We start from the raw sequence: 22,249 nt of genomic DNA on the forward strand, positions 1-22,249 counted from the left end.
ATGGGTCCATCCTTATAAGGAAATCGTCATTTGCAGGATAGTTACATATAGTCTAAGCCTGCGCGAACCAACGGCAAGCTCCCCCACTTGTCGAAGGTTCTTCTTTTTTTGAATCTAATTTTAAAAAACAGTTGCTATTGGATTTTATTCATGATACAATTGATCTTGCCTGTTAATAAAGAAGTCTGGTGGCGATAGCGAAGAGGTCACACCCGTTCCCATGCCGAACACGGTCGTTAAGCTCTTCTGCGCCGATGGTAGTTGGGGGCTTCCCCCTGTGAGAGTAGGACGTTGCCAGTCTTCTTATTTTAACTCGACGCATGATAGCGTCAAAGCATTTCCATATACTATGAAAACGTCGCGGGGTGGAGCAGTCTGGTAGCTCGTCGGGCTCATAACCCGAAGGTCGATGGTTCAAATCCATCCCCCGCAATACCGAAAAAAAGCCGAAACGTATATGTTTCGGCTTTTTTTTAAGAATTTGAATGTTCATTAAGAAGGATGTAGGCGAACTCGAGGGTGGCGTCTAAGAAAAGCTGCAATTCCGTTTTTCTAATACCTGAATGAGGAGTGGTATCATGAAGGATGAGTTTGAATTTATTAAATCAATTACTCCACGACAGACTGACCAGCCCTCCCTTGTTAAAGGCATAGGGGACGATGCAGCTGTTTATCGTGGTTCAGAACAATATGATGAGGTAGTTTGCGTTGATACGATGGTAGAAGGCATACATTTCCGCCGAGATACATTGACTCCGTTTCAAATAGGAAAGAAAGCCTTAGCCATTAATGTGAGTGATGTAGCAGCGATGGGAGCACAGCCTATTTATTATATCGTTTCAGTTGCAGCGTCTTCAGACTGGAAGCAAGAGGAGCTAGAAGACGTGTATAAAGGAATGCTTGAGTTAGCTCAAGTATACAAAATGGATTTAATTGGTGGAGATACGGTATCAACACCTGATACACTTGTCTTAACAGTTACGGTTATTGGGCGAGTTGAACGTAACCGCGCGGTCTATCGACATATGGCTAAGCCGGGAGATGTTGTGTTCATCACTGGTCATGCCGGTCGGTCAGCAGCCGGTTTAGATTTGTTGTTTGAAAAAGGTGTAAATGGATCATTCTCTTTAGCAGAGCAAAAGCTCGTAAGGGCGCATCAAGAACCTCAGCCTCACGTAAAGGCTGGTCGGATACTATGTCATGCAGGCTTGCGAGTATCATTAAATGATGTAAGTGACGGAGTAGCAAGCGAGGCAAATGAATTAGCTGAAGCGAGCAATGTAAAAATACATATTGACAAGTCTTGTATTCCGATTGATGAAGCGATGTCTAGCTATTCACGAGAACAGCAATTAGAGTATATGTTTTTCGGAGGGGAAGATTTTGTTCTAATTGGAACTACTAAGGAAGAGGACTTCAACAAGGTTGAGGAGTTATTTAAAGAGGAAGGGCTATTCATAACGAAAATCGGACATGTTCTAACAGGGAAAGGTGTCTATTTGAAAGAAGAAAATCAATTAACGAAGCTTGAAAAAAAAGGTTACAACCATTTTCAAAAGCGTGGGTGAAGTTTAATGGAGACATGGTCAATACGAACGATGGCACCAGAAGAAACGATGGTATTTGCAAAAAAGCTTGGGGATCTTGTCCAACAAGGTGATGTTATTACACTTGAAGGGGATTTAGGAGCTGGTAAAACGAGCTTTACAAAAGGCCTGGCTAGAGGCTTAGGAGTTAAAAGAGTGGTCAATAGCCCAACTTTTACGATCATGAAGCAATATAGAGGACGAGTCCCGCTGTATCATATGGATGCATATCGTCTTGAAAATGAATATGAAGATCTTGGGTTTGAGGAATATTTTTATGGAGATGGTGTGACCGTTATTGAGTGGCCTTCGATGATTATTGCACAATTACCACAAGATCGATTAAAGATCACGATTGAATATAAAGATGAAAATGAACGACTTATTACGATCGAAGCAACAGGCTCACGATCGAGTGAGCTAAGTAAGGAGTTAGCGGTATGACAAAGATTTTAGCGATTGATACATCCTCTTATGTGATGGGCGTGGCTGTGACAGAAGATCAATCGATTCGTGGAGAATTGATTACGAATATAAAGAAAAATCACTCATTGCGACTTATGCCGGCTATATCTAAATTGATGAAAGACGTAGACATGCAACCTAGTGAGCTTGAGCGAATTGTTGTGGCCAATGGACCTGGATCGTATACAGGTGTACGAATTGGTGTGACAACAGCGAAAACACTTGCGTGGTCATTGAAAATACCGATTGTCGGGGTTTCTAGTATTGCTTTAATGGCACAAGCGGGACGCTATTTCAATGGAGATATTGTTCCATTAGTTGATGCAAGAAGAGGACAAGTATATACGGGCTTATATTCGTTTGAAAAAGAAGTGATTACGACAGTTAAAGAGGATCGACTAGTGATGCTAGATAGGTGGCTAGAAGAATTGGCACAGCGAGAAAAGCCCACCTTGATTGTCGGTCAAGATGCAAAGCTTCATCGAGAAATGATCTGTGCAGCGTTAAGGGATCATGCGTTATTCTCTCCTGCCACGTTAGCGGTTCCGAGGCCTTCCGAATTAGCGTTCATTGGTAGGGATCTAGAAGTGAGTCAAAATGTACATCAATTCGTTCCTAACTATATTCAGCTAGCTGAAGCAGAGGCAAAATGGTTACAAGCTCAGTCAGAAAAGAGCGATTCAAAATGATTGAACAAGAAGAAAAGGAAGAAAAATATACATTTCGATTTATGACCATTGAGGATATTGATGAGGTTGTGCGTGTAGAACGTAATGCGTTTGCTGCACCTTGGGATCCAAGTGTGTTTATGCAAGAGCTTACGTCGAATCAATTTGCTCATTATATTGTATATGAAGAGAATGGACATATTTTTGGTTATTGTGGAATGTGGGTGGTTATGGAGGAAGCACAAATTACGAATGTCGGTATTCATTCGAGTCACCGTGGACAAGGGCATGGAGAAAGATTAATGCGCTATGTGCTCGCCTTTTTACGCCATCTCGGTGTCGTCAAGATTTCCTTGGAAGTAAGAGTGTCCAATGAAGTTGCTCAACATCTATATAAGAAGGTTGGCTTCCGAAAAGGCGGCATTCGAAAAAAATATTATGCGGATAATCAGGAAGACGCATTAGTCATGTGGGTGGAATTAGATGATGAATGATGAGTTAATATTAGCGATAGAAACAAGCTGTGATGAAACTTCTGCTGCTGTCGTACGAAATGGACGTCATGTGCTAAGTAATATCGTGTCTTCTCAGGTGGAAAGCCATAAGAGGTTTGGCGGAGTCGTTCCTGAGATAGCGTCAAGGCATCATGTCGAACAAATAACGATCATTGTAGAAGAGGCTTTGAATGAGGCTGATGTATCATTTGCTGACTTAGATGCAGTAGCAGTAACGGAAGGTCCAGGTTTAGTAGGGGCATTACTAATTGGTGTGCATGCAGCGAAAGCAATAGCCTTTGCTTACGATCTGCCTTTAATTGGTGTCCATCATATTGCTGGACATATTTATGCGAATCAATTAATCATGGAGTCTTTTCATTTTCCTGCAATCGCACTTGTCGTTTCAGGTGGACATACTGAGCTTGTTTTTTTAAAGGAGCACGGAGCGTTTGAGGTTATTGGAGAAACACGGGATGACGCTGTAGGTGAAGCATATGATAAAGTAGCTCGTACCATTGGATTACCTTACCCTGGTGGACCGCATATCGACCGGTTAGCAGCGGAAGGTGAGCCAACCATTTCCTTACCACGTGCGTGGTTAGAGCCTGATTCTTATGATTTTAGTTTTAGCGGTTTAAAATCAGCGGTCATTAATACGGTTCACAATTATAAGCAACGTAATGAACAGCTTCCAATTAACGATTTAGCAGCAAGCTTTCAGGCTAGTGTGATTGACGTATTAGTTCAGAAGACAAAGAGAGCGGCGAGTGAGTATGGAGTGAAGCAAATCGTATTAGCAGGTGGAGTTGCTGCTAATAAAGGCTTAAGAACAGCGTTGAAAGATTCGTTTGCTGAATGGGATGTAGAAGTTAGCATTCCTCCATTACATCTATGTACAGATAATGCAGCGATGATTGGGGCCGCTGCAAGCTTAAAGCTACGAACAAAGCAATTTTCAGGATATGATTTGAATGGAAACCCAGCTATTGATTTAGAGCAATGGTAACGATAGATCGTCGTATAAGAAAACACTTATTGGAGAATATACTCCTAATAAGTGTTTTTTTGTATTTATAAGGGATAACTTACCCACATAGATTGTGGATAGTGTGGAAAAGGGTGAAAAAGCTTCATTTAATCACTTTTTGATTGTGGCTAACCCTTTGTGGGTAAAAATGTGGATAATGTGTATAAGTTATTTCAATCAAGCTTTTATACGGTTTTTCCTGTGTATAAACCTGTGTGTAGTGTGGATATATCGAGTGTATAAGTAGAGGTTGGTGAATATGTGGAAAAAAGTGATCATTTTATTTTTATTAACGTTTTTAAGTGTCCAGCCACTAACAGGTTATTCACATTCTACTGATGATTCTCTTGACGTTGTCGTCATTGTTGTGCCAGCACTCTCTTTTTTGGAAACACCATTGTTGTTTCAAAGTGAGAATTCTATTTGGAAAGATGCTGCATTTGCAGCAATGAATGTTCGACCAGATGGCCCGTACTCGTATTTAAATAATATGGTGACAATTGGGTCAGGGGGAAAAGCTGTAGGGGTTCAAGAGTGGAATAGTTACGAAGATCGTGAATACATAAACGGAATTAGAAGTCGTGATTGGATGGAACAGCTAACAGGGAAGGTATGCTCTGATTGTATCATTCAGCCATTATTTCATCGTCTTGTAGACAAAAATAAACAAACAACTTATAAAGCCGTACCTGGACGGTTTGGACAGTTGTTAATTAACAATCAAATCGGTCATCGAGTTTATGGTCATAGTGATACAAATGATGAAAAGATTCGTTATGCGTCATTGCTAACGATGAATGAAGAGGGATATACAGAAGGGGACATATTACTCGCGATTAAGGATGATCAGCAATTCCCTTATAGTATGAAGATGGATAGAAAGTTCCTTATCGATAGGTTATCCACAACAAATGCACAGCGTACATTTTCTGTGATTGAATGGGGAGATTTTCATCGGCTTTTTTCTTTGAAGCCTTTTATGGAGAAAGAGCATTTCAACAATCAGTTGTCTATTTTGCTACACGAATTAACTCTGTTTGTTGAACAAATAACAGCGGAGAGTGATGTTTGGCTGATTGCTCCAATGATGCACCAAGAAGCATATGAATTGAGATATCAGTTAGCACCAGTGTTTTACTGGTCATCTGATCATGCTGGAGGTACATTAACGTCACAGACAACGAGACGTCATGGCCTCGTATCAAGTATCGATTTCATTCCAACTTGGCTGAAATCATTTGAGGTGGACGTTGATTCTTATTGGACAGGTCAACCTATGCAAGTGGTCGATCCATCTGTCCATGCTAAAACGATTCATGATCGTGTCGATGATATGGTGCTCATCTATAAAATGAGAGCATCGGTCGTCTCGTTCTACGTCACAGTTTTAGTTATTTCGTTACTCATAGCTGCCCTTTTTGGTTGGTTTAATCCCCATCAGCGACCTGTTTGGAGAAAATGGAACCGAATTTGTTTGCTGGCAGCTTTAATGTCACCATTTTGGTTTTTATCGCTTGCACCATTAGTTGGTTCGATCGGAATCATTGGTTTTGTTTTTGGATTAATTATAGCAACGTTTCTATCTGGCTTTTTCTTCGAACGGTTTGACCGTTACCCAATCGCAATCATCGGTGGTTTAACAGCAGTCGTCATTACGCTTGATCTTTTTGCAGGCTCATGGTTCATGCAGCGATCATTTTTAGGATATGATCCGATCATTGGTGCTAGATATTATGGAATTGGCAATGAATTTGTAGGTGTTTATATGATTGCGATTCTAATGATGATTAGCCCCTTTATGTATAAGAAGGGACTCCTTTCAACCGTTAGTCTTGGGCTACTGTCGTTATTTGTATTTATCGTATTAGGTAAAAGTTCACTTGGAACGAATGCTGGAGCTGCTCTAGCTTCGGCAGTAGTATTTGGGTTTCTATTTGTTAAATGGCTTCATCTTCGTATAAGGAAAAAATCACTCATTCTTATTATGTTGTTTGCTGTTTTGTTGATGCTCGGTTTGTTTAGTTTACAGTTCGGCGAACAGACCCACATAGGTATGGCCTATGAACGTCTTATCGCTGGTGATGTGACCTATATTACTGATACGGTCATACGGAAGTTAAAAATGAACGTTAAGTTAATTCGACATTCTAATTGGACACAGCTATTTGTAACGAGCTATGCTCTTGTGGCTATTATTTTATGGAAAGAGAGAATACAGCTACGAGACAAAAGGAAGCAGCTCTTTCTGCAATCGGGTGTGGTAGCATCCTTTGCATTGTGTGTCTTTAATGATTCAGGTGTAGTAGCAGCAGCTATTTCGATGTTCTCTGTTGTTTCAACTCATTATTATTGGTTGGCTAAATGTAAAGAGCGAAAGGAGGTAGGTACATTTCAATCGGCTAAATCGACTTTGCCTATTGAGGATAAAACTTGAGAGGTGGGGGTTAAGAGTCTTGATGGAAATGGTTCACACGTTGCATGCCTGATACGGGTTGGTTCGGCGTATCAGGTATGCAACAGCTACAAATTTACGAATCTTGAAGCTGCTCCCATTCGTCCATGAGTTTCTCTAGCTCTTCATTTCCTTGATCGATTTGTTCTTGAATGTGTTGAGCCTTCTCATGATCGGTATACACATCTGGATCACACAATGCCTCTTCATGATCTGCTAATGATTGTTCAATTGCTTCAATTTGCTCTTCAATATCAGCAATGCGACGATTTCGTTGGCGTTCTAGCTTCTTCTTTTCTTTGTCAATTTCATAGGATTGTTTATCATTTTGAACGTTTGTCGGTACATCTGTGACTTGATCTTGCTGTTTCAAGAGCTCTCGTTGTTTCGTTTCTTCCTTCTTCTCAACATAATAATCATAATCACCGAGGTAATCAGTTATTTGACCTTGGTCTAGCTCGACCATCCGAGTAGCAAGTCGATTAAGAAAGTAGCGATCATGTGAAACGAATAAAAGCGTTCCTGGATAATCGATAAGGGCATTTTCAAGCACTTCCTTAGCGTCGAGGTCGAGATGGTTCGTTGGCTCATCCAGAATGAGGAAGTTTGCCTTTTGCATCATGAGCTTTGCTAATGCTAATCTAGCTTTTTCTCCACCACTCAACGTTGAGACCGGCTTCAGAACATCATCGCCACTAAATAAGAAGTTACCTAAAACAGTCCGTATTTCCTTCTCAGGAAGAAGGTGATGCTCGTCCCATAGTTCATGCAGAACAAGCTTATTGGACTTTAAATTGGCTTGCTCTTGGTCGTAATAGCCCGCTCGAACATTGCTTCCAAGATGTATCGTTCCTTGCTCTGTTGGCAGCTTGTTCATAATCGCCTTTAATAATGTCGACTTTCCAGCGCCGTTCGGTCCAATTAACGCGACGCTCTCTCCACGGTTGATGGCAAGGTTCAATTGACTGAAAATCGTGCTTTCATCGTATGAAATATGCAATTGGTTAACTCGAAGTACTTCATTCCCACTTTGACGTTCGATATTAAAGGAAAAAGAAGCTGACTTCTCTGAACCAGCTGGCCGATCAAGCTTGTCCATACGCTGTAGCTGTTTTCTTCTGCTTTGCGCTCTCTTTGTTGTTGAGGCACGAGCGATATTACGTTGAATAAATTCCTCTAGCTTGGAAATCTCACCTTGCTGCTTTTCGAATTGCTTCAGCTCTAGCTCGTATTGTTTAGCTTTTTCATCTAAATAGGCACTATAGTTTCCGGTGTATTTCTTTGTTAACGTCCTTGAAATTTCAACGACCTGAGTAACGATTCGGTCTAGGAAATACCGATCGTGGGAAACGATTAGAATAGCCCCTTTATAGCCTGCTAAATAATGTTCTAACCATGTGAGTGTTTCAATATCTAGATGGTTCGTTGGCTCATCTAAAATGAGGAGATCAGGCTTCGTTAATAGTAGTTTTGCTAGAGCTAATCTTGTTTTTTGTCCACCGGATAAATTCGAAATTTTTGTTGCGTAATCGAAGTCGGCAAAGTTCATGCCTGCTAGTACACTGCGAATATCAGCTTCGTATTGAAAGCCACCTTGGTCTTTAAATTGAAGCTGTTTTTCATCGTAATCTTTAAGGAGTTTCTCGTATTTTGTGTTATTGGCTAGTATGGATGGATTGGCCATTTGTTCTTCCATTGACCTTATATGGCGCTCCATTTCTTGTAATGGTTCAAAAACCGCAAGCATTTCATCCCAAATAGACAGGTTTGATTCTAAGCCAGTATCCTGAGCCAAATAACCAATATCAATTCCTTTTGGCATCATTAAATCGCCACTGTCATAAGAAAGCTGTCCGGCTATAATTTTTAGTAACGTTGATTTACCCGCACCATTACGTCCGACAAGCCCAACGCGGTCACCAGTTTGAATTTCTAGCTTTATAGATGATAAAATCGGTTCAACGCCGAATGATTTTGAAAGGTTGTTACATTGTAAAATGATCATTTGGATATTCCTTCTCTCATCTCATCATAGTTACTTGTTCTCTCACTTTTAGTGTAACGTAGAATGCATCTTTCAACAACTTGTTGAACAACGAAGTAAACGAATGACAAGTAATTGTGAATTAGTGTACAATAGCTAAGAAATGATTAGTTAAATTTAGAGAAGGGGGAGGCATTGAATGAATACGGATCATACAAAAATTCCACAAGCAACAGCTAAACGTCTCCCACTTTATTACCGCTTTCTTGAGAATTTACAAGCTTCGGGGAAGCAGCGAGTGTCGTCTACGGAATTAAGTGAAGCTGTGAAAGTAGACTCTGCAACCATTCGTCGGGACTTTTCTTATTTCGGTGCTCTTGGAAAAAAGGGATATGGATACAATGTAAACTATTTGTTGTCCTTTTTCCGAAAAACGTTAGATCAGGACGAATTAACGAAGGTCATTTTAGTAGGAGTCGGAAACCTTGGTACGGCTTTTTTGCAATATAACTTCTCTAAGAATAATAATACACAAATTGTGATGGCCTATGATGTGGATAAATCGAAAATTGGCACAGAGGTAGGCGGTGTTACGATACGCCATTTCGATGATATGAAGCATATAGATCCAAATGAAGTATCGGTTGCCATTTTAACGGTTCCGGTTGCAGTAGCGCAAAGAATCGCTGATGAGCTTGTTGAGATTGGCATTAAGGGAATTTTAAATTTTACTCCAGCGCGATTGGATGTGCCAGACACGGTACGAGTGCACCACATTGATCTTTCTGTAGAATTACAAGCATTGGTTTATTTTTTGAAGCATTATCCTGTATAATAGGATGGACAAGGAGGTGTACCTATGGGATTAGGTGCAGGTAGTATTGCATTAATTGCTATTGTCGCTTTAATCATTTTCGGTCCGAAGAAGTTACCTGAGCTTGGAAAAGCAGCGGGAAACACGTTACGTGAATTTAAGAATGCAACAAAAGGGCTTGCAGATGAAGATGAAGATAAGAAGAACAACAATAATGACAAAGCCTAGTAGGAAGGGTATATAGATGAATCGAAGAGACATGTCGGTAATGGATCATATTGTGGAGCTAAGACGTAGAATAGTCATTACGCTCGTATTCTTCACAATCGCTCTCATTGCCGGCTTCTTTTTAGCTACTCCGTTAATCACATATTTACAAAGTACACCGACAGCACAAGATTTGCCCATGAATGCGTTTAAAATGACCGATCCTATTCGTATTTTTATGACGTTTGCCTTTGCAGGTGCACTGATTTTAACGTTTCCGGTCATTTTGTATCAGTTGTGGGCGTTTATTAAGCCAGGTTTACATGAGAACGAACAGAAGGCGACGCTCGCATATATTCCATTTGCGTTTTTTTTATTACTTACAGGTATTTCGTTTGCCTACTTTGTGTTGTTTCCTTTTTTAGTACAGTTTATGAGCAACTTATCGGAGAGACTAGGAATTACGGAACAGTATGGTATTAATGAGTATTTTTCTTTTTTATTTCAAGTAACATTACCATTTGGCGCATTATTTCAACTGCCAGTCGTTGTGATGTTCTTTACACGACTTGGGTTGTTAACACCAGACTTTCTGAAGCAAGTTAGAAAGTTTGCCTATTTTCTATTACTAATCGTAGCTGGATTTATTACGCCGCCAGAATTCATTTCACATTTGATGGTGACGTTACCACTGCTGTTATTGTATGAATTCAGTATTTGGATTTCGAAAATTACGTATCGTAAGGTGTTAAAGGCTGAGAAGGAAAGAGAACAGGCAGAGGAAGAGAATAAGGAAACCGTATAATTAAGAGCCTGGACTAAAAGTTAAAGAAAAAAAGAATAAGAGAGGGCACAGAAAAAGACAAATCAACTTTTTCTGTGCCTTTTATTTGACAAGCGAGCGCTTCACTCGTTGCGCATCTTGCTATGAGAAACCCACTCATTGCAAGGCTTTCAAAATCGGGCAACAGCTACGCACATTACTTAAAGGTCACTGAAAAAGTGCGATTTTCACTTTTTCAGTGGCCTCCATATCCGTGGTGTGGGGGAAAGGTGAATTATAGGCTGCATACGGATTTCTCATTCCTCTATATCCACTTTTCTTACTCATTTTGGCCTTATTTTACTAGATTAGCGGAATAGGAATTCCCTTTACTCCTTAAGCAACGAGTATTTCGTCTTTTAGCAGAATGAGGATTACCAAATGGCTCTCTGTGGAGCTCCGATGCTAGAATGATGACAGGCTGCATGCAATTCCTCGTTCCTTTATTCTGGCTTTTGAGGGACAAGAGCGGCACGACATGAGCAACAGAACATCAATAAGTTTGTGAAAAATTGAACAAAGTTTGAACAATGCTCAGAATCTATAGCCAATGGTATGACAATGAACTATACTGTAAGTGTAAAGAGAATGTGAAACACTTCACAATTACATGTGAAATATTGAGCATAATAAAGGGAGGAATCTAACATGTTTGGTCAATTTTTAAGAGAAAACAAAATTGCTGCTGGAATTATGGTGTTCTTACGATTATATTTAGGGTGGTCTTGGTTATCTGCAGGATGGGGTAAGGTGACTGGTGATTTTCATGCAGGAGGGTATTTACAAGGGTCTGTTGCTAACCCGGTTATGAGTGGTGAGGAAGTCGTTTATCCTACTTATGTCGCTTTCTTAGAAGGCTTTGCGATTCCGAACGCGGATGTATTTAGCGTTGTTGTTGCTTGGGGCGAGTTGTTAGTCGGATTAGGGTTAATAGTAGGGGTACTTACTTCTGCAGCAGCTTTCTTCGGAGTCGTGATGAATATGTCTTTCTTGTTTGCAGGAACTGTATCTACTAATCCATTGATGATAGTAGTGGCGATCTTTATTCTGGCTGCTGGTGCGAATGCTGGGAGATACGGAGGAGACCGTTGGGTGTTACCGTACTTGAGAAACGTTTTTCGTTTTCGTAAAAATGACTTAGGCCAAGGTAAGCAACCTTTACAAGAGGTGTTAGAAAGATAAGAGAAGAGGCGACGAATTCAACTGAATTTGTCGCCTAATTTTTAGTTGAATCAGGAGTTTATGTGTATCATCTTTTAAAGATAAGTCAAAGGGAGTGTATGAGAAGGAGGCATCGAGTGCTTTCGTTACACGCATTACTGAAAGCCCCCACTAAATGCTCAAGCCTCTATTAACGGTTTAGCAGGACTAAACATTATTCATTTATCATCCTTATCCTTTTTGTTTTGATCTTGGATTTGTTTAATGACTTTACGTAAGCGGAAAAAGCGAAAAGCAATCATAAAGTCAATCGTCGCAAATCCGATAATTAAGTAAGACCAGAAGTTCCAACCTGATGTATTGACGTATTGAATCGCAAATAAAACGAGTAATACACCAATTATAAAATAAACGACGGCCATAGTCATAGGTGAAGCTCTCATAATAATCCCCCAATAAATTGTAATACTTGTTGCTGTACTTCTTCAAATTCATTAATCATATCGCCAATCTGGTCTGCAAAGATAACTTGGACGAGAGCGACAAATAAGTTGATGGCCACATGTGCAATGATTGGTACGATAATTCGTTTCGTTTTGACATAAAGGAAAGCAAATGTAAGCCCCATTGCGGTGTAGACTAATAAATTTTGAAAATCACCATGCATTGCGGCGAAAATAAGAGAACTTAAAATTCCCGCAATCCAAAAGTTAAATCGTTTGTATAAGGATCCGAAAATAACGAGACGAAAAACAATTTCTTCTATAATAGGTCCAATGATAGCAACAACGATTATAAATAGTGGAAAGGCTTGTGCAAATTCAACGATGATTTCTGTGTTTTCTGATCCAGGCTCAAATCCTAGAATCACCATTTGAACAAAGGCAGCAGCATATTGTGCAGCAAATGCCATGAATATTCCGATAATAGACCAAATGAGAGCATCCCCTCGGCTTGCTCGATCTCTAACTAAATGTCTGTCCTGCATATCTTTTCGGAGTAATAGCAGCATAATAACCAATCCGATTGAGAAGGCTATTACATTCCACATTCCGAAAATACGTTCGATTTCCACGCCAAACCAATATAAAATATATTGTCCCGGTAAAATTGAAAATTGAATAATTAAAAATGTAATAATGATCCACCAATAACGTCGATTCACTGTGTTTGTCTCCTTTTTATCATGTTCCACTTTCATTGTGTTATGTAGGCATTTGTTAACAACTTTTCTTATTGTATCATATGAGTGAATGAAGTATGTATTAGGAAGATATGAAAAATTGATGAATGTCTATAAAGTCGGATAGAGTAAGGAAAGTTGGGGATAATAGAAGCCGATGTGTAAACATAAAAACATGTTGAGATATACTTAAAATAATAGCTGAAAATGACGAAAAATTTTTTATGTGAAATACTTGCAAAATGAATTAGATATGATTATTATAATAAATGTGTTAGCACTCGATGATGATGAGTGCTAATAAATATAAGAATAAGAATTTTGAAGGAGGGTGTTTTCCTTGTTAAAACCATTAGGTGATCGTATTGTTATTGAATTAGTTGAATCTGAGGAAAAAACGGCGAGTGGGATTGTACTTCCCGATTCTGCAAAGGAAAAGCCTCAAGAGGGAAAAGTCGTTGCTGTTGGGACGGGGCGTGTAACAGATAATGGCGAAAGAATTGAGCTTGAAGTAAGCACAGGAGATGCCATTATCTTCTCGAAATATGCAGGCACAGAAGTGAAGTATGAAGGGAAAGAATACCTTATCTTAAGAGAAAGTGACGTTCTTGCAATTATCGGTTAACGAAAAGAACTACATATAATATATTAGGAGGTTGAAATCATGGCAAAAGATATTAAGTTTAGTGAAGACGCGCGTCGTGCAATGCTTAGAGGTGTTGACGCATTAGCGGATGCAGTGAAAGTAACACTTGGACCAAAGGGACGTAACGTTGTTCTTGAGAAAAAATTTGGATCTCCACTCATTACAAATGACGGTGTAACGATTGCCAAGGAAGTTGAGCTTGAGGATGCATTTGAGAACATGGGTGCCAAGCTTGTAGCAGAAGTAGCTAGTAAGACGAATGATATTGCTGGGGACGGTACAACAACAGCAACAGTTCTTGCACAATCAATGATTCGTGAAGGTCTTAAAAATGTCACATCTGGTGCAAACCCAATGGTCATTCGCAAAGGAATTGAGAAAGCAACGAATGCTGCTGTAGAGGAGCTTAAGAATATTTCTAAGCCAATCGAAGGTAAGCAATCCATTGCACAAGTTGCAGCGATTTCATCTGCTGATGATACAGTTGGTGACATCATTGCTGAGGCGATGGAACGTGTAGGCAACGATGGAGTAATTACAATTGAGGAGTCTAAAGGATTCTCAACAGAGCTTGAGGTAGTAGAAGGTATGCAATTTGATCGTGGGTATGCATCACCTTATATGGTAACAGATTCTGATAAGATGGAAGCTGTTCTTGAAAATCCATATATTTTAATTACGGATAAAAAAATCACAAACATCCAAGAAGTTCTTCCGGTACTAGAGCAAGTTGTACAACAAGGAAAACCAATCTTAATCATTGCTGAGGATGTTGAAGGTGAAGCACTTGCAACGTTAGTAGTGAATAAGCTTCGTGGTACATTTAACGCAGTAGCTGTCAAAGCACCAGGCTTCGGAGATCGTCGTAAAGCGATGCTTGAAGACATTGCTGCGCTAACAGGTGGAGAAGTGATTACAGAAGATCTAGGTTTAGATCTAAAATCAGCAACGATTGAGCAATTAGGTCGTGCTGGTAAAGTAGTTGTAACAAAAGAAAACACAACGATTGTTGAAGGATCTGGTGATACAGCTGAAATTGGTGCTCGTGTCAACCAAATCAAAGCACAAATCGAAGAGACAACGTCTGAATTCGATAAAGAAAAGCTTCAAGAGCGCTTAGCTAAATTAGCTGGCGGTGTAGCCGTTCTTAAAGTCGGTGCTGCAACGGAAACAGAAATGAAGGAACGTAAGCTTCGTATTGAAGATGCTCTTAACTCAACTCGTGCTGCGGTTGAAGAAGGAATCGTAGCTGGTGGTGGTACAGCGCTAATTAATGTATTGAAAGCTGTTCAAGCGGTAGACGCTGAAGGCGACGAAGCGACAGGTGTTAACATCGTCCTACGTGCTCTTGAAGAGCCAGTTCGCCAAATTGCTCACAATGCAGGACTAGAAGGCTCTGTTATCGTTGAGAAGCTAAAAGGCGAGCCTGTCGGTAGCGGATTTAACGCAGCGACTGGTGAGTGGGTAAACATGGTTGAGGTTGGTATCGTTGACCCAACGAAGGTAACTCGTTCAGCACTACAACACGCTGCTTCCGTTTCTGCTATGTTCTTAACGACAGAAGCTGTTATCGCTGATAAGCCTGAAGAAGAAGGCGCTGGCGGCGGCGGCATGCCTGACATGGGCGGCATGGGCGGTATGGGTGGAATGGGCGGCATGATGTGATAGCTCCCAAAACCCTTGATTTATAAGGTTTTATGAGTGTTTTGATAATGAAATGCTAACATAATGTAAATAAAAGAGGCTTCTCATTAAATATCCTAATTTATGAGAAGTCTCTTTTTTGATAAACCATATCGATTCAGTTTAACTTTCTAATAACAGTTGACGGCACTTCTTAAACTTCTTTCAATTTCCGCAAATAATGGATTATTTCTCTCTGGAAAAGTATAATTTCAGATTATAAGCAACAATTTGCATTCTCTTATACGCATAGCGAATAAACCTACCTGTAGCTAGCACAAAGCAGTAATAATAAACCTGTTGTTACGTCCACTGTAGTTGCCCCTAGATAATCTTCTATATAATATCATCTTAGAAGTTTTGATGTTTACATATTCACTGTTATTAATAGGGTATAACTAAATTGATTATATTGATTGACTGGAATTACAAAAAAAAATTAATATAAATTAGTAAAAGAAGTTACTTAAGGATGTGGATATAAATGAATAAGGGGAATCTACAATGTTCTTGCTGTGCTGGGAGTAGAGCTGATTTTGATAGCCCAATAAAAACGGAAAAACAAAGTGAGAAAATAGAACAAAGCGAACAGATTAAATATAAGGAAAAGATGATTCACCTTCCTGGAGGGGAATTTTTAATGGGTACCGAAGACAATGAAGGATTTCCTGCAGATGGAGAAGGGCCGATAAGAAAAGTAACAGTGGCCCCATATTATATAGACGCTTATACTGTAACCAATCAAGAATTTAGTGCTTTTGTTAAAGATACAGGCTATGTAACAGAGTCAGAAAATTTTGGGTGGTCTTTTGTTTTTCACAAATTTATCCCCCGGAACTTAACAGAAAGGGCAAAACAATTGCCGCAAACGCCATGGTGGTTTGCAGTAGAAGAAGCTTACTGGTATCAGCCAGAGGGCCCTGGCTCAAACATAGACGATCGTATGGATCATCCTGTAATTCAGGTAAGTTGGAATGATGCTGTAGCTTTTTGTAAGTGGGCTGGGAAGCGTCTTCCAACAGAAACTGAATGGGAGTATGCTGCAAGAGGAGGCCACGAGCAGAAGCTATATCCTTGGGGAGATGAACTTACTCCGAATGGTGAGCATTATTGTAATATTTGGCAAGGCGATTTTCCAAGAGAGAATACGGCAGATGATGGCTATGTGAGTACAGCACCTGCAAAATCATTTCCAGCTAACGGATATGGGTTATATAATGTTTCAGGTAATGTCTGGGAATGGTGTGCGGACTGGTTTACTAGTACACCGGATTTATCTCAGTTTGTGAATCCTGTTGGACCGAATACGGGTCAAACTAAAGTAATGCGTGGTGGTTCCTATCTTTGCCATAAATCTTATTGTAATCGATACCGAGTGGCAGCACGTAGTTCAAATACGGCCGATAGTGCTACAGGTAATTTAGGATTTCGTTGTGTGATCGATGCGTAAGCTCTTTGTTAACTTGAAAAAATGAAGGTGCAGTTCAGCTACTGAGGTGCACCTTCTTTTATCCATGTGAACATATCACGAGTAACAGCAAGGTTTAAAACATAATTTTTTGTACTATTATTAAGTTGAAAAAATAAGGAAATCACCGAGATATAGTAACTAGAAACAAAATATTAAAAATAAGTAGGTGATTCTAGTTGAAGATAGAAGAATTAATTAATGATAATCACTCAACCTTTAGTGAGGGTGAAAAAGTCTTGGCAAAGTTTATATTAAATAATAAAGATGATATCTATGATTTAGGAATAAATGAACTTGCTAAAAAAAGCTTAAGTTCTAAATCTTCTGTATTACGATTTGCTCAGAAGTTAGGATTCTCTGGATATACGGAAATGAAAAATTTTATGAAGTGGGAAAATCAAACAACCGAAAATCCTATTACACAAGAAGATTTCGGGAAAATGCTAATCAGCAATGTAGAGCAAACCGTAAATCAATTGAATAAAATGGATTTTTCAAAAGTTTGCGAAGTTATTGAGAGAAGTTCAAATGTGTATATAACTGGCACTGGTCTCATGCAGCAAAGTTTGGCTCAAGAAATGCAAAGGATGTTTTTAGGAATCGGAAAGAATATGCAAACTTTTCCCATGGACATAAGTACAAATATTTATCAATTGGTAACGGAGAGAATTTCAGAAGAAGATATGCTTATTGTATTTTCAGGTTCAGGAAACAATCCAACTCTTAAGGAAGCACTTAGTATTCCTTTAATTAAGAACGTAAACATCCTTGCAATAACCGGATCCCATCACAATTGGTTGATGAATAATGCGACATTTGGTATTGCAGTAAATGTTAATAATGATTCAACAATGATTAGGAATTGGTTTGCTTCGTCAAGTGCATTTCACAGTGTTATTGAAATCCTTGCCTATAATTATTTTGAATACAAAAATAAATCGTTAAAGAATAAGTGATTTAGAACTTTACTGACTAAACGTTAGGGCTATTGCACGCTATTGTAATAGCCCTTTTTTTAATGGATTTTGTCTTAAATTAAAAAGAGATGTTTATTCCCATGTCATGAAACCGTTTCCCATAATCCGTTCAAGTCCTTCTTTTACACCGGTTATTACAATATAATTCACTGTAATACAACACAGACACGCTTATGGAAGGAGATGAAGTAATGAAAGCGATTCAAGTCATGTTCGATACTTTAAAACGAAATTATTTAAATGCATATGAAACCTCGGATGTAATCACACCTAACTTTGACCGACTAAAAAGAAAAACGGTTCAATTCGATAATTTCTTTGCTGGAAGCTTACCTTGTATGCCAGCAAGAAGAGATTTGCACACTGGCCGTTACAATTTCTTGCATCGAGGTTGGGGGCCAATAGAACCATTTGATGATTCGATGCCTGAAATTTTGAAACAAAATGGCATCTACACACATCTTGTTACCGATCATAAACATTATTGGAGAGATGGAGGTGCTACTTATCATACGCGCTATTCCTCATATGAATTGATTCGTGGCCAAGAAGGGGACAACTGGAAGGCAAAAGTGAATAAGAATATGGACATAGAAGGGTTAGAGAACCTTCCTGATTTTGCAAAGAAACGTAAGGTCGGTAGTATGGCTCAAGACTTTGTTAATAGAAGTTACATGAAAAATGAGGAAGACCACACCTTATATAGAACTGTCGAAGCGGGTTTAGAATTTTTAAGAGAGAATCAAGATGCTGATCAATGGTTTTTACAAATAGAATGCTTTGATCCACATGAGCCATTTTTTGTACAAGAAGAGTACTTGAAAATGTATGGTATCTCAAAAGACGATTTCAATGGATGGTTATTATATTCACACGATGATTTTACACCTGAAAAGTCTGAAGTGGTTAAAGGATATTATAAAGCGCTCGTTACCATGTGTGATGCCTATTTAGGTAAAGTATTAGACTTTATGGACGAGACTAACATGTGGGAAGATACGATGCTAATTGTCAATACGGATCATGGATTGCTTTTAGGCGAACATGAATGGTGGGGAAAAAACATTATGCCTGTGTACAACGAAGTCGCCCATCTACCATTCTTCATATGGAACCCACAGTTAGGAGTTCAAAATGAATCTAGAGATCAGTTAGCCCAAAATATTGACGTACCAGCTACCATATTAGAATTTTATGATTTGGATATTCCGGAGAATATGCTAGGAAAGCCATTAAGTTCGGTTATTGAATCTGAAGAAGAGGTTCACGATGCTGGTCTATTTGGTACCTTTGGTAGCAATATCAATATTGTTTCCGGCGACTATATCTATATGAGAGGACCAATGCCAGGAAAAGAAGAGTATCTTCATGAGTACACCTTAATGCCAATGCGAATGAATAGACTCTTTACATCAGATGAGCTCAAGGGTGCTCAATTGGATAATTCTTTTGCATTTACAAAAGGAATCAGTACATTAAAGATGCAAATAACCGACTGGATGGCTAAAAGTTATCAACGTTTTGGTAATAAATTATTTAATTATAAAGAGGATCCAAACCAAGAAAATCCACTTCAAGACGCGACTAAAGAGTTTGAAATGATAACAAAGTTAAAGCAAGTAATGAAAGAAAATGAAGCTCCAGATTCACTGTATTGCTACTATGGATTAGATCAAATTAATAGCATTGAGGATTTAATAGAAGAACAGAAAATTTCAGATAAGAAACAAGAAATTGTTTCTGAAAACATTAAATTCTCCAATCACAGTGCAAAAGAAGGGTATCTTGCAGCGGTGTTTTCTATTAAAGATAAAGCAAAAGTAGAATTGTTGAAATCAGATCTTCAAAAAACTAGTGAATTGGATGCAGTTTCAGCTCAGCATCTAAAGAATTGGATAAAGGAACATATAGACAAGCAGGAGCAACCTTTGATCTTCTATCAGTTAAATCTGGCTCTTAGAGTTGACTAATAGTAGAAGATGATTACCTGATTGACGAAGATCGTGATAACGAAGGAATGAAACAGGCAACGGTTTTAAAAAAAGTTCATTTGATTGGTATAAGAAAGTGCTTGAAACAAATGGAGGCTGGGACAAAAGTGGTTTAACTAAAAGAAAAGCCGAACAATGATAGATGGTGGACGTAAACCGCTCCTGAAATATACTTCGCTTTCCGCGGGAAGCCGGTGAGCCTCCTCGTGCTTCGCACTGCGGGGTCTCACCCTTGGCTTTTCATCCCGCAGGAGTCTACGTATATTTCATCCGCTACGTTCATCTTTTGTTCGGGTTTCCAGATAGACACTTTAGTTATGTCCCAGCCTCAGTAAACCATAGATCTCAATTAGGTTATTAAACGGTAATGGGAAAGCGTTTGCAAAATGTGGGTTGCCCATAATCATACCATTTGTGGTTGGACTATCTTTGGTTTAAAAAATAAATAAGAGAAAGAAGGTTTAGAGATGAAATATGAACAATTGGCAAAAGACATTATAAAAAATGTCGGCGGAAAAGAAAATGTTATCAGTGTTGTTCATTGTGTTACACGTTTGCGTTTTAAGTTGAAAGACGAAAGTAAGGCAAATACAGATGTATTAAAAGATATGGATGGTGTCGTTACTGTTATGAAGAGCGGTGGCCAGTATCAAGTGGTCATTGGAAACCATGTGCCTGATGTCTTTAAAGCAGTACTAGATGTTGGTGGGTTTGAAGCTCAGTCAGCAAAAGATGAAGAGAATGGCGAACCACAAAGTTTATTCAATAAATTTATTGATATTATCTCTGGGATATTCGCCCCAATTTTAGGAGTATTAGCCGCCACCGGGATGATTAAAGGATTTAACGCCCTGTTTCTTGCATTAGGCTGGTATCAAAATTCAAGTGGGACATATCAAATTTTACAAGCTGTAGGCGATGGTTTCTTCTACTTCCTCCCTATTTTTCTAGGTTATACAGCGATGAAAAAATTTGGTGGAAATCAATTTGTTGGGATGGCAATAGGTGCTGCTTTAGTTTACCCAGCATTAAGTACTCTAACGGCTGGAGATCCACTTTACACATTGTTTGAAGGAAACATGTTTCAATCGCCAGTTCATATTACATTCCTTGAAATACCAGTTATTCTAATGACTTATTCATCATCAGTTATTCCAATTATCATTGCTACTTATTTTGCTGCAAAGGTAGAAAAATGGCTTACAAAAGTAATACCGGATGTAGTCAAGTCGTTTTTAGTTCCGTTTTTCACTTTATTAATCATTGTTCCACTAACATTTATTGTAATAGGTCCACTTGCTACATGGTTAGGAATGATTATGGGGAACAGTTCTATGTGGGTATTTGATTTTAGTCCTGTTTTAGCTGGTTTTATACTTGGTGGATTGTGGCAAGTATTTGTTATGTTTGGACTTCATTGGGGACTTGTTCCAATTGGACTTAATAACTTAAGCGTATTTGGTTCAGATCCTTTATTAGCCTATATATCTGCTACATCTCTGGCAACAACTGGTGTTGTACTTGGAGTAATGGTAAAAGCAAAACAGCAAAAGTATAAAACATTGAGTATCCCAGCGGCTATTTCCAGTATATTTGGAGTCTCAGAGCCAGCAATTTACGGGATTACATTACCGTTAAAACGACCATTCATTATCACCCTTATTACCTCTGCTATTGGTGGGGCAATTATGGCATTAATGGACACTAGAGTATATATGTTAGGTGGACTTGGAATTTTTGGAATTCCATCTAAAATTGGACCTGAAGGTATTGACATAGGTTTTTGGGGTGGAATCATCGCAATGGTTTCAAATTTAGTATTGGGCTTTATTCTTACTTATTTCTTTGGCTTTAAAAAAGGACAGAATGTTGAGGATTCAAATAACGACAAAGAAAACAATAAGAATGTCACACAGAACAAGAATGAGGACATATCAAGCCCTCTTAAAGGAAATGTGATGTTACTGTCAGAAGTGAAAGATGAGGCTTTTTCGATTGGGGCACTTGGGAAAGGACTTGCCATTGATCCAACTGAAGGAAAGTTAGTTTCACCCGTTTCAGGGACCGTTTCTGCACTATTCCCAACGAATCATGCGGTTGGAATAACAACTGATAATGGTACTGAAATCTTAATACACATTGGATTGGATACAGTACAGTTAGAAGGGAAGTTCTTTCATTCCTATGTTCAGCAAGGAGATAGGGTTGAAATAGGCCAACAACTTATCGACTTTGATATTGATCAAATCAAACAAGCAGGATATTCTGTAGTTACTCCTGTCCTTATAACAAATAGTGACAACTATAGTGAACTTATTCCTACAAGAACGGAAAAAATAGAAACTGGTGATAGCCTGCTAAAAGCAGTAAGTAAATAGTTAATGAAGTTAGCACTATTTATGGGCCCCTCTATACTTACCGTTTTTAATGGGTGCTTATGTTGAATAAGAAATGACGAAAAAACAACAGATCCATATACTGCGCCGTACACATATCCTGTTGAAAATTAGGAGAGACGATCACGTTTAAGCAGTGGTCGTCTTTTTGTCGTAGTAGACACATACTGAGTAGCTATTTTCTTTATTTTGGAGCACTTATATCCATTTCATGATTG

Annotated in this window: 19 protein-coding genes, 1 tRNA gene, 1 rRNA gene and 1 pseudogene; 19 read left to right on the forward strand and 3 right to left on the reverse strand. The window is 38.9% G+C overall.

Features of this window, described 5'->3' with window-relative positions; translation table 11 throughout:
• Positions 1-184 precede the first annotated feature (184 nt).
• From rrf to MW695_RS19010, 8 genes are all read left to right on the forward strand, one after another.
• Positions 185-300 (forward strand): 5S ribosomal RNA (gene rrf, locus MW695_RS18975).
• A gap of 59 nt (positions 301-359) precedes the next feature.
• A tRNA-Met gene (locus tag MW695_RS18980) sits at positions 360-433 on the forward strand.
• Positions 434-578: 145 nt separating this feature from the next.
• Entirely contained in the window at positions 579-1,568 is a 990-nt protein-coding gene (gene thiL / locus MW695_RS18985) for a thiamine-phosphate kinase (RefSeq protein WP_247107073.1), read from the forward strand.
• 6 nt (positions 1,569-1,574) lie between these two features.
• Positions 1,575-2,030: a tRNA (adenosine(37)-N6)-threonylcarbamoyltransferase complex ATPase subunit type 1 TsaE gene (gene tsaE / locus MW695_RS18990; protein WP_247107074.1), complete on the forward strand. Its 456-nt coding sequence runs from the start codon at positions 1,575-1,577 to the stop codon at positions 2,028-2,030.
• Positions 2,027-2,740: a tRNA (adenosine(37)-N6)-threonylcarbamoyltransferase complex dimerization subunit type 1 TsaB gene (gene tsaB, locus MW695_RS18995; RefSeq protein WP_247107075.1), complete on the forward strand. Its 714-nt coding sequence runs from the start codon at positions 2,027-2,029 to the stop codon at positions 2,738-2,740. Before tsaE ends, tsaB begins: the two co-directional genes overlap by 4 nt.
• Positions 2,737-3,213, forward strand: coding sequence for a ribosomal protein S18-alanine N-acetyltransferase (rimI, locus tag MW695_RS19000; protein WP_247107076.1), 477 nt, complete (start codon positions 2,737-2,739; stop codon positions 3,211-3,213). The genes tsaB and rimI overlap by 4 nt, the downstream gene beginning before the upstream one ends.
• Positions 3,203-4,222 (forward strand): tRNA (adenosine(37)-N6)-threonylcarbamoyltransferase complex transferase subunit TsaD, encoded by a 1,020-nt coding sequence (tsaD, locus tag MW695_RS19005; protein WP_247107077.1) that lies wholly within the window; start codon positions 3,203-3,205, stop codon positions 4,220-4,222. Before rimI ends, tsaD begins: the two co-directional genes overlap by 11 nt.
• Positions 4,223-4,496: 274 nt before the next feature.
• Positions 4,497-6,677, forward strand: a complete 2,181-nt coding sequence (locus MW695_RS19010) for an MFS transporter (RefSeq protein ID WP_247107078.1) — start codon at positions 4,497-4,499, stop codon at positions 6,675-6,677.
• Positions 6,678-6,771: 94 nt separating this feature from the next.
• Here MW695_RS19010 and MW695_RS19015 read toward each other — a convergent pair whose 3' ends face one another.
• Positions 6,772-8,700, reverse strand: a complete 1,929-nt coding sequence (locus tag MW695_RS19015) for an ABC-F family ATP-binding cassette domain-containing protein (RefSeq protein ID WP_247107079.1) — start codon at positions 8,698-8,700, stop codon at positions 6,772-6,774.
• A 178-nt stretch (positions 8,701-8,878) separates the two neighbouring features.
• On the opposite strand from MW695_RS19015, the gene MW695_RS19020 reads away from it, so the two are divergent.
• The 4 genes from MW695_RS19020 (at position 8,879) to MW695_RS19035 (ending at position 11,705) form a co-directional block, all read left to right on the forward strand.
• Positions 8,879-9,514 (forward strand): redox-sensing transcriptional repressor Rex, encoded by a 636-nt coding sequence (locus tag MW695_RS19020; RefSeq protein WP_247107080.1) that lies wholly within the window; start codon positions 8,879-8,881, stop codon positions 9,512-9,514.
• 24 nt (positions 9,515-9,538) lie between these two features.
• Positions 9,539-9,721, forward strand: a complete 183-nt coding sequence (locus MW695_RS19025; RefSeq protein ID WP_035346782.1) for a twin-arginine translocase TatA/TatE family subunit — start codon at positions 9,539-9,541, stop codon at positions 9,719-9,721.
• Positions 9,722-9,737: 16 nt separating this feature from the next.
• Positions 9,738-10,505 (forward strand): twin-arginine translocase subunit TatC, encoded by a 768-nt coding sequence (tatC, locus tag MW695_RS19030; RefSeq protein WP_247107081.1) that lies wholly within the window; start codon positions 9,738-9,740, stop codon positions 10,503-10,505.
• A 666-nt stretch (positions 10,506-11,171) separates the two neighbouring features.
• The gene (locus tag MW695_RS19035) at positions 11,172-11,705 is read left to right on the forward strand and encodes a DoxX family protein (RefSeq protein WP_247107082.1); all 534 of its coding nucleotides are present in this window, start codon (positions 11,172-11,174) and stop codon (positions 11,703-11,705) included.
• A gap of 197 nt (positions 11,706-11,902) precedes the next feature.
• Here MW695_RS19035 and MW695_RS19040 read toward each other — a convergent pair whose 3' ends face one another.
• Positions 11,903-12,127: a YdiK family protein gene (locus tag MW695_RS19040; protein ID WP_247107083.1), complete on the reverse strand. Its 225-nt coding sequence runs from the start codon at positions 12,125-12,127 to the stop codon at positions 11,903-11,905.
• The gene (locus tag MW695_RS19045) at positions 12,124-12,849 is read right to left on the reverse strand and encodes a CPBP family intramembrane glutamic endopeptidase (protein ID WP_247107084.1); all 726 of its coding nucleotides are present in this window, start codon (positions 12,847-12,849) and stop codon (positions 12,124-12,126) included. Before MW695_RS19045 ends, MW695_RS19040 begins: the two co-directional genes overlap by 4 nt.
• 358 nt (positions 12,850-13,207) lie before the next feature.
• Between MW695_RS19045 and groES the strand changes: the two genes are divergently transcribed.
• The 7 genes and pseudogenes from groES (at position 13,208) to MW695_RS19075 (ending at position 22,013) form a co-directional block, all read left to right on the forward strand.
• Complete coding sequence (gene groES / locus MW695_RS19050) at positions 13,208-13,492, forward strand: co-chaperone GroES (protein ID WP_035346788.1); 285 nt, start codon at positions 13,208-13,210, stop codon at positions 13,490-13,492.
• Between the two features lie 39 nt (positions 13,493-13,531).
• Positions 13,532-15,178, forward strand: a complete 1,647-nt coding sequence (gene groL, locus MW695_RS19055; RefSeq protein WP_247107085.1) for a chaperonin GroEL — start codon at positions 13,532-13,534, stop codon at positions 15,176-15,178.
• Between the two features lie 502 nt (positions 15,179-15,680).
• A complete protein-coding gene (locus tag MW695_RS19060; protein WP_247107086.1) occupies positions 15,681-16,646 on the forward strand; it encodes a formylglycine-generating enzyme family protein in 966 nt (321 codons plus the stop codon).
• Positions 16,647-16,843: 197 nt separating this feature from the next.
• Positions 16,844-17,623 (forward strand): MurR/RpiR family transcriptional regulator, encoded by a 780-nt coding sequence (locus MW695_RS19065; protein ID WP_247107087.1) that lies wholly within the window; start codon positions 16,844-16,846, stop codon positions 17,621-17,623.
• A gap of 212 nt (positions 17,624-17,835) precedes the next feature.
• A complete protein-coding gene (locus tag MW695_RS19070; protein WP_247107088.1) occupies positions 17,836-19,614 on the forward strand; it encodes a sulfatase in 1,779 nt (592 codons plus the stop codon).
• A gap of 29 nt (positions 19,615-19,643) precedes the next feature.
• Positions 19,644-19,774 (forward strand): annotated as a pseudogene (locus tag MW695_RS23245) (hypothetical protein); the annotation flags it as partial.
• A 328-nt stretch (positions 19,775-20,102) separates the two neighbouring features.
• On the forward strand, positions 20,103-22,013 hold the full coding sequence (locus MW695_RS19075; protein ID WP_247107089.1) for a beta-glucoside-specific PTS transporter subunit IIABC: 1,911 nt from the start codon (positions 20,103-20,105) through the stop codon (positions 22,011-22,013).
• The last annotated feature ends 236 nt before the right edge of the window (positions 22,014-22,249 follow it).

Origin of the sequence: Halalkalibacter sp. APA_J-10(15) (assembly GCF_023017105.1) — a bacterium.
Taxonomy (GTDB): domain Bacteria; phylum Bacillota; class Bacilli; order Bacillales; family Bacillaceae_D; genus Halalkalibacter.

Bases quoted from the DNA above. Each gene is read 5' to 3' on its own strand.
- MW695_RS19075 (WP_247107089.1), top strand. From the start codon at position 20,103: ATGAAATATGAACAATTGGCAAAAGACATTATAAAAAATGTCGGCGGA.
- MW695_RS19025 (WP_035346782.1), top strand. From the start codon at position 9,539: ATGGGATTAGGTGCAGGTAGTATTGCATTAATTGCTATTGTCGCTTTA.
- MW695_RS19020 (WP_247107080.1), top strand. From the start codon at position 8,879: ATGAATACGGATCATACAAAAATTCCACAAGCAACAGCTAAACGTCTC.
- MW695_RS19060 (WP_247107086.1), top strand. From the start codon at position 15,681: ATGAATAAGGGGAATCTACAATGTTCTTGCTGTGCTGGGAGTAGAGCT.
- tatC (WP_247107081.1), top strand. From the start codon at position 9,738: ATGAATCGAAGAGACATGTCGGTAATGGATCATATTGTGGAGCTAAGA.
- groL (WP_247107085.1), top strand. From the start codon at position 13,532: ATGGCAAAAGATATTAAGTTTAGTGAAGACGCGCGTCGTGCAATGCTT.
- thiL (WP_247107073.1), top strand. From the start codon at position 579: ATGAAGGATGAGTTTGAATTTATTAAATCAATTACTCCACGACAGACT.
- tsaE (WP_247107074.1), top strand. From the start codon at position 1,575: ATGGAGACATGGTCAATACGAACGATGGCACCAGAAGAAACGATGGTA.
- rimI (WP_247107076.1), top strand. From the start codon at position 2,737: ATGATTGAACAAGAAGAAAAGGAAGAAAAATATACATTTCGATTTATG.
- MW695_RS19035 (WP_247107082.1), top strand. From the start codon at position 11,172: ATGTTTGGTCAATTTTTAAGAGAAAACAAAATTGCTGCTGGAATTATG.
- tsaB (WP_247107075.1), top strand. From the start codon at position 2,027: ATGACAAAGATTTTAGCGATTGATACATCCTCTTATGTGATGGGCGTG.
- MW695_RS19040 (WP_247107083.1), bottom strand. From the start codon at position 12,127: ATGAGAGCTTCACCTATGACTATGGCCGTCGTTTATTTTATAATTGGT.
- tsaD (WP_247107077.1), top strand. From the start codon at position 3,203: ATGATGAATGATGAGTTAATATTAGCGATAGAAACAAGCTGTGATGAA.
- MW695_RS19015 (WP_247107079.1), bottom strand. From the start codon at position 8,700: ATGATCATTTTACAATGTAACAACCTTTCAAAATCATTCGGCGTTGAA.
- MW695_RS19070 (WP_247107088.1), top strand. From the start codon at position 17,836: ATGAAAGCGATTCAAGTCATGTTCGATACTTTAAAACGAAATTATTTA.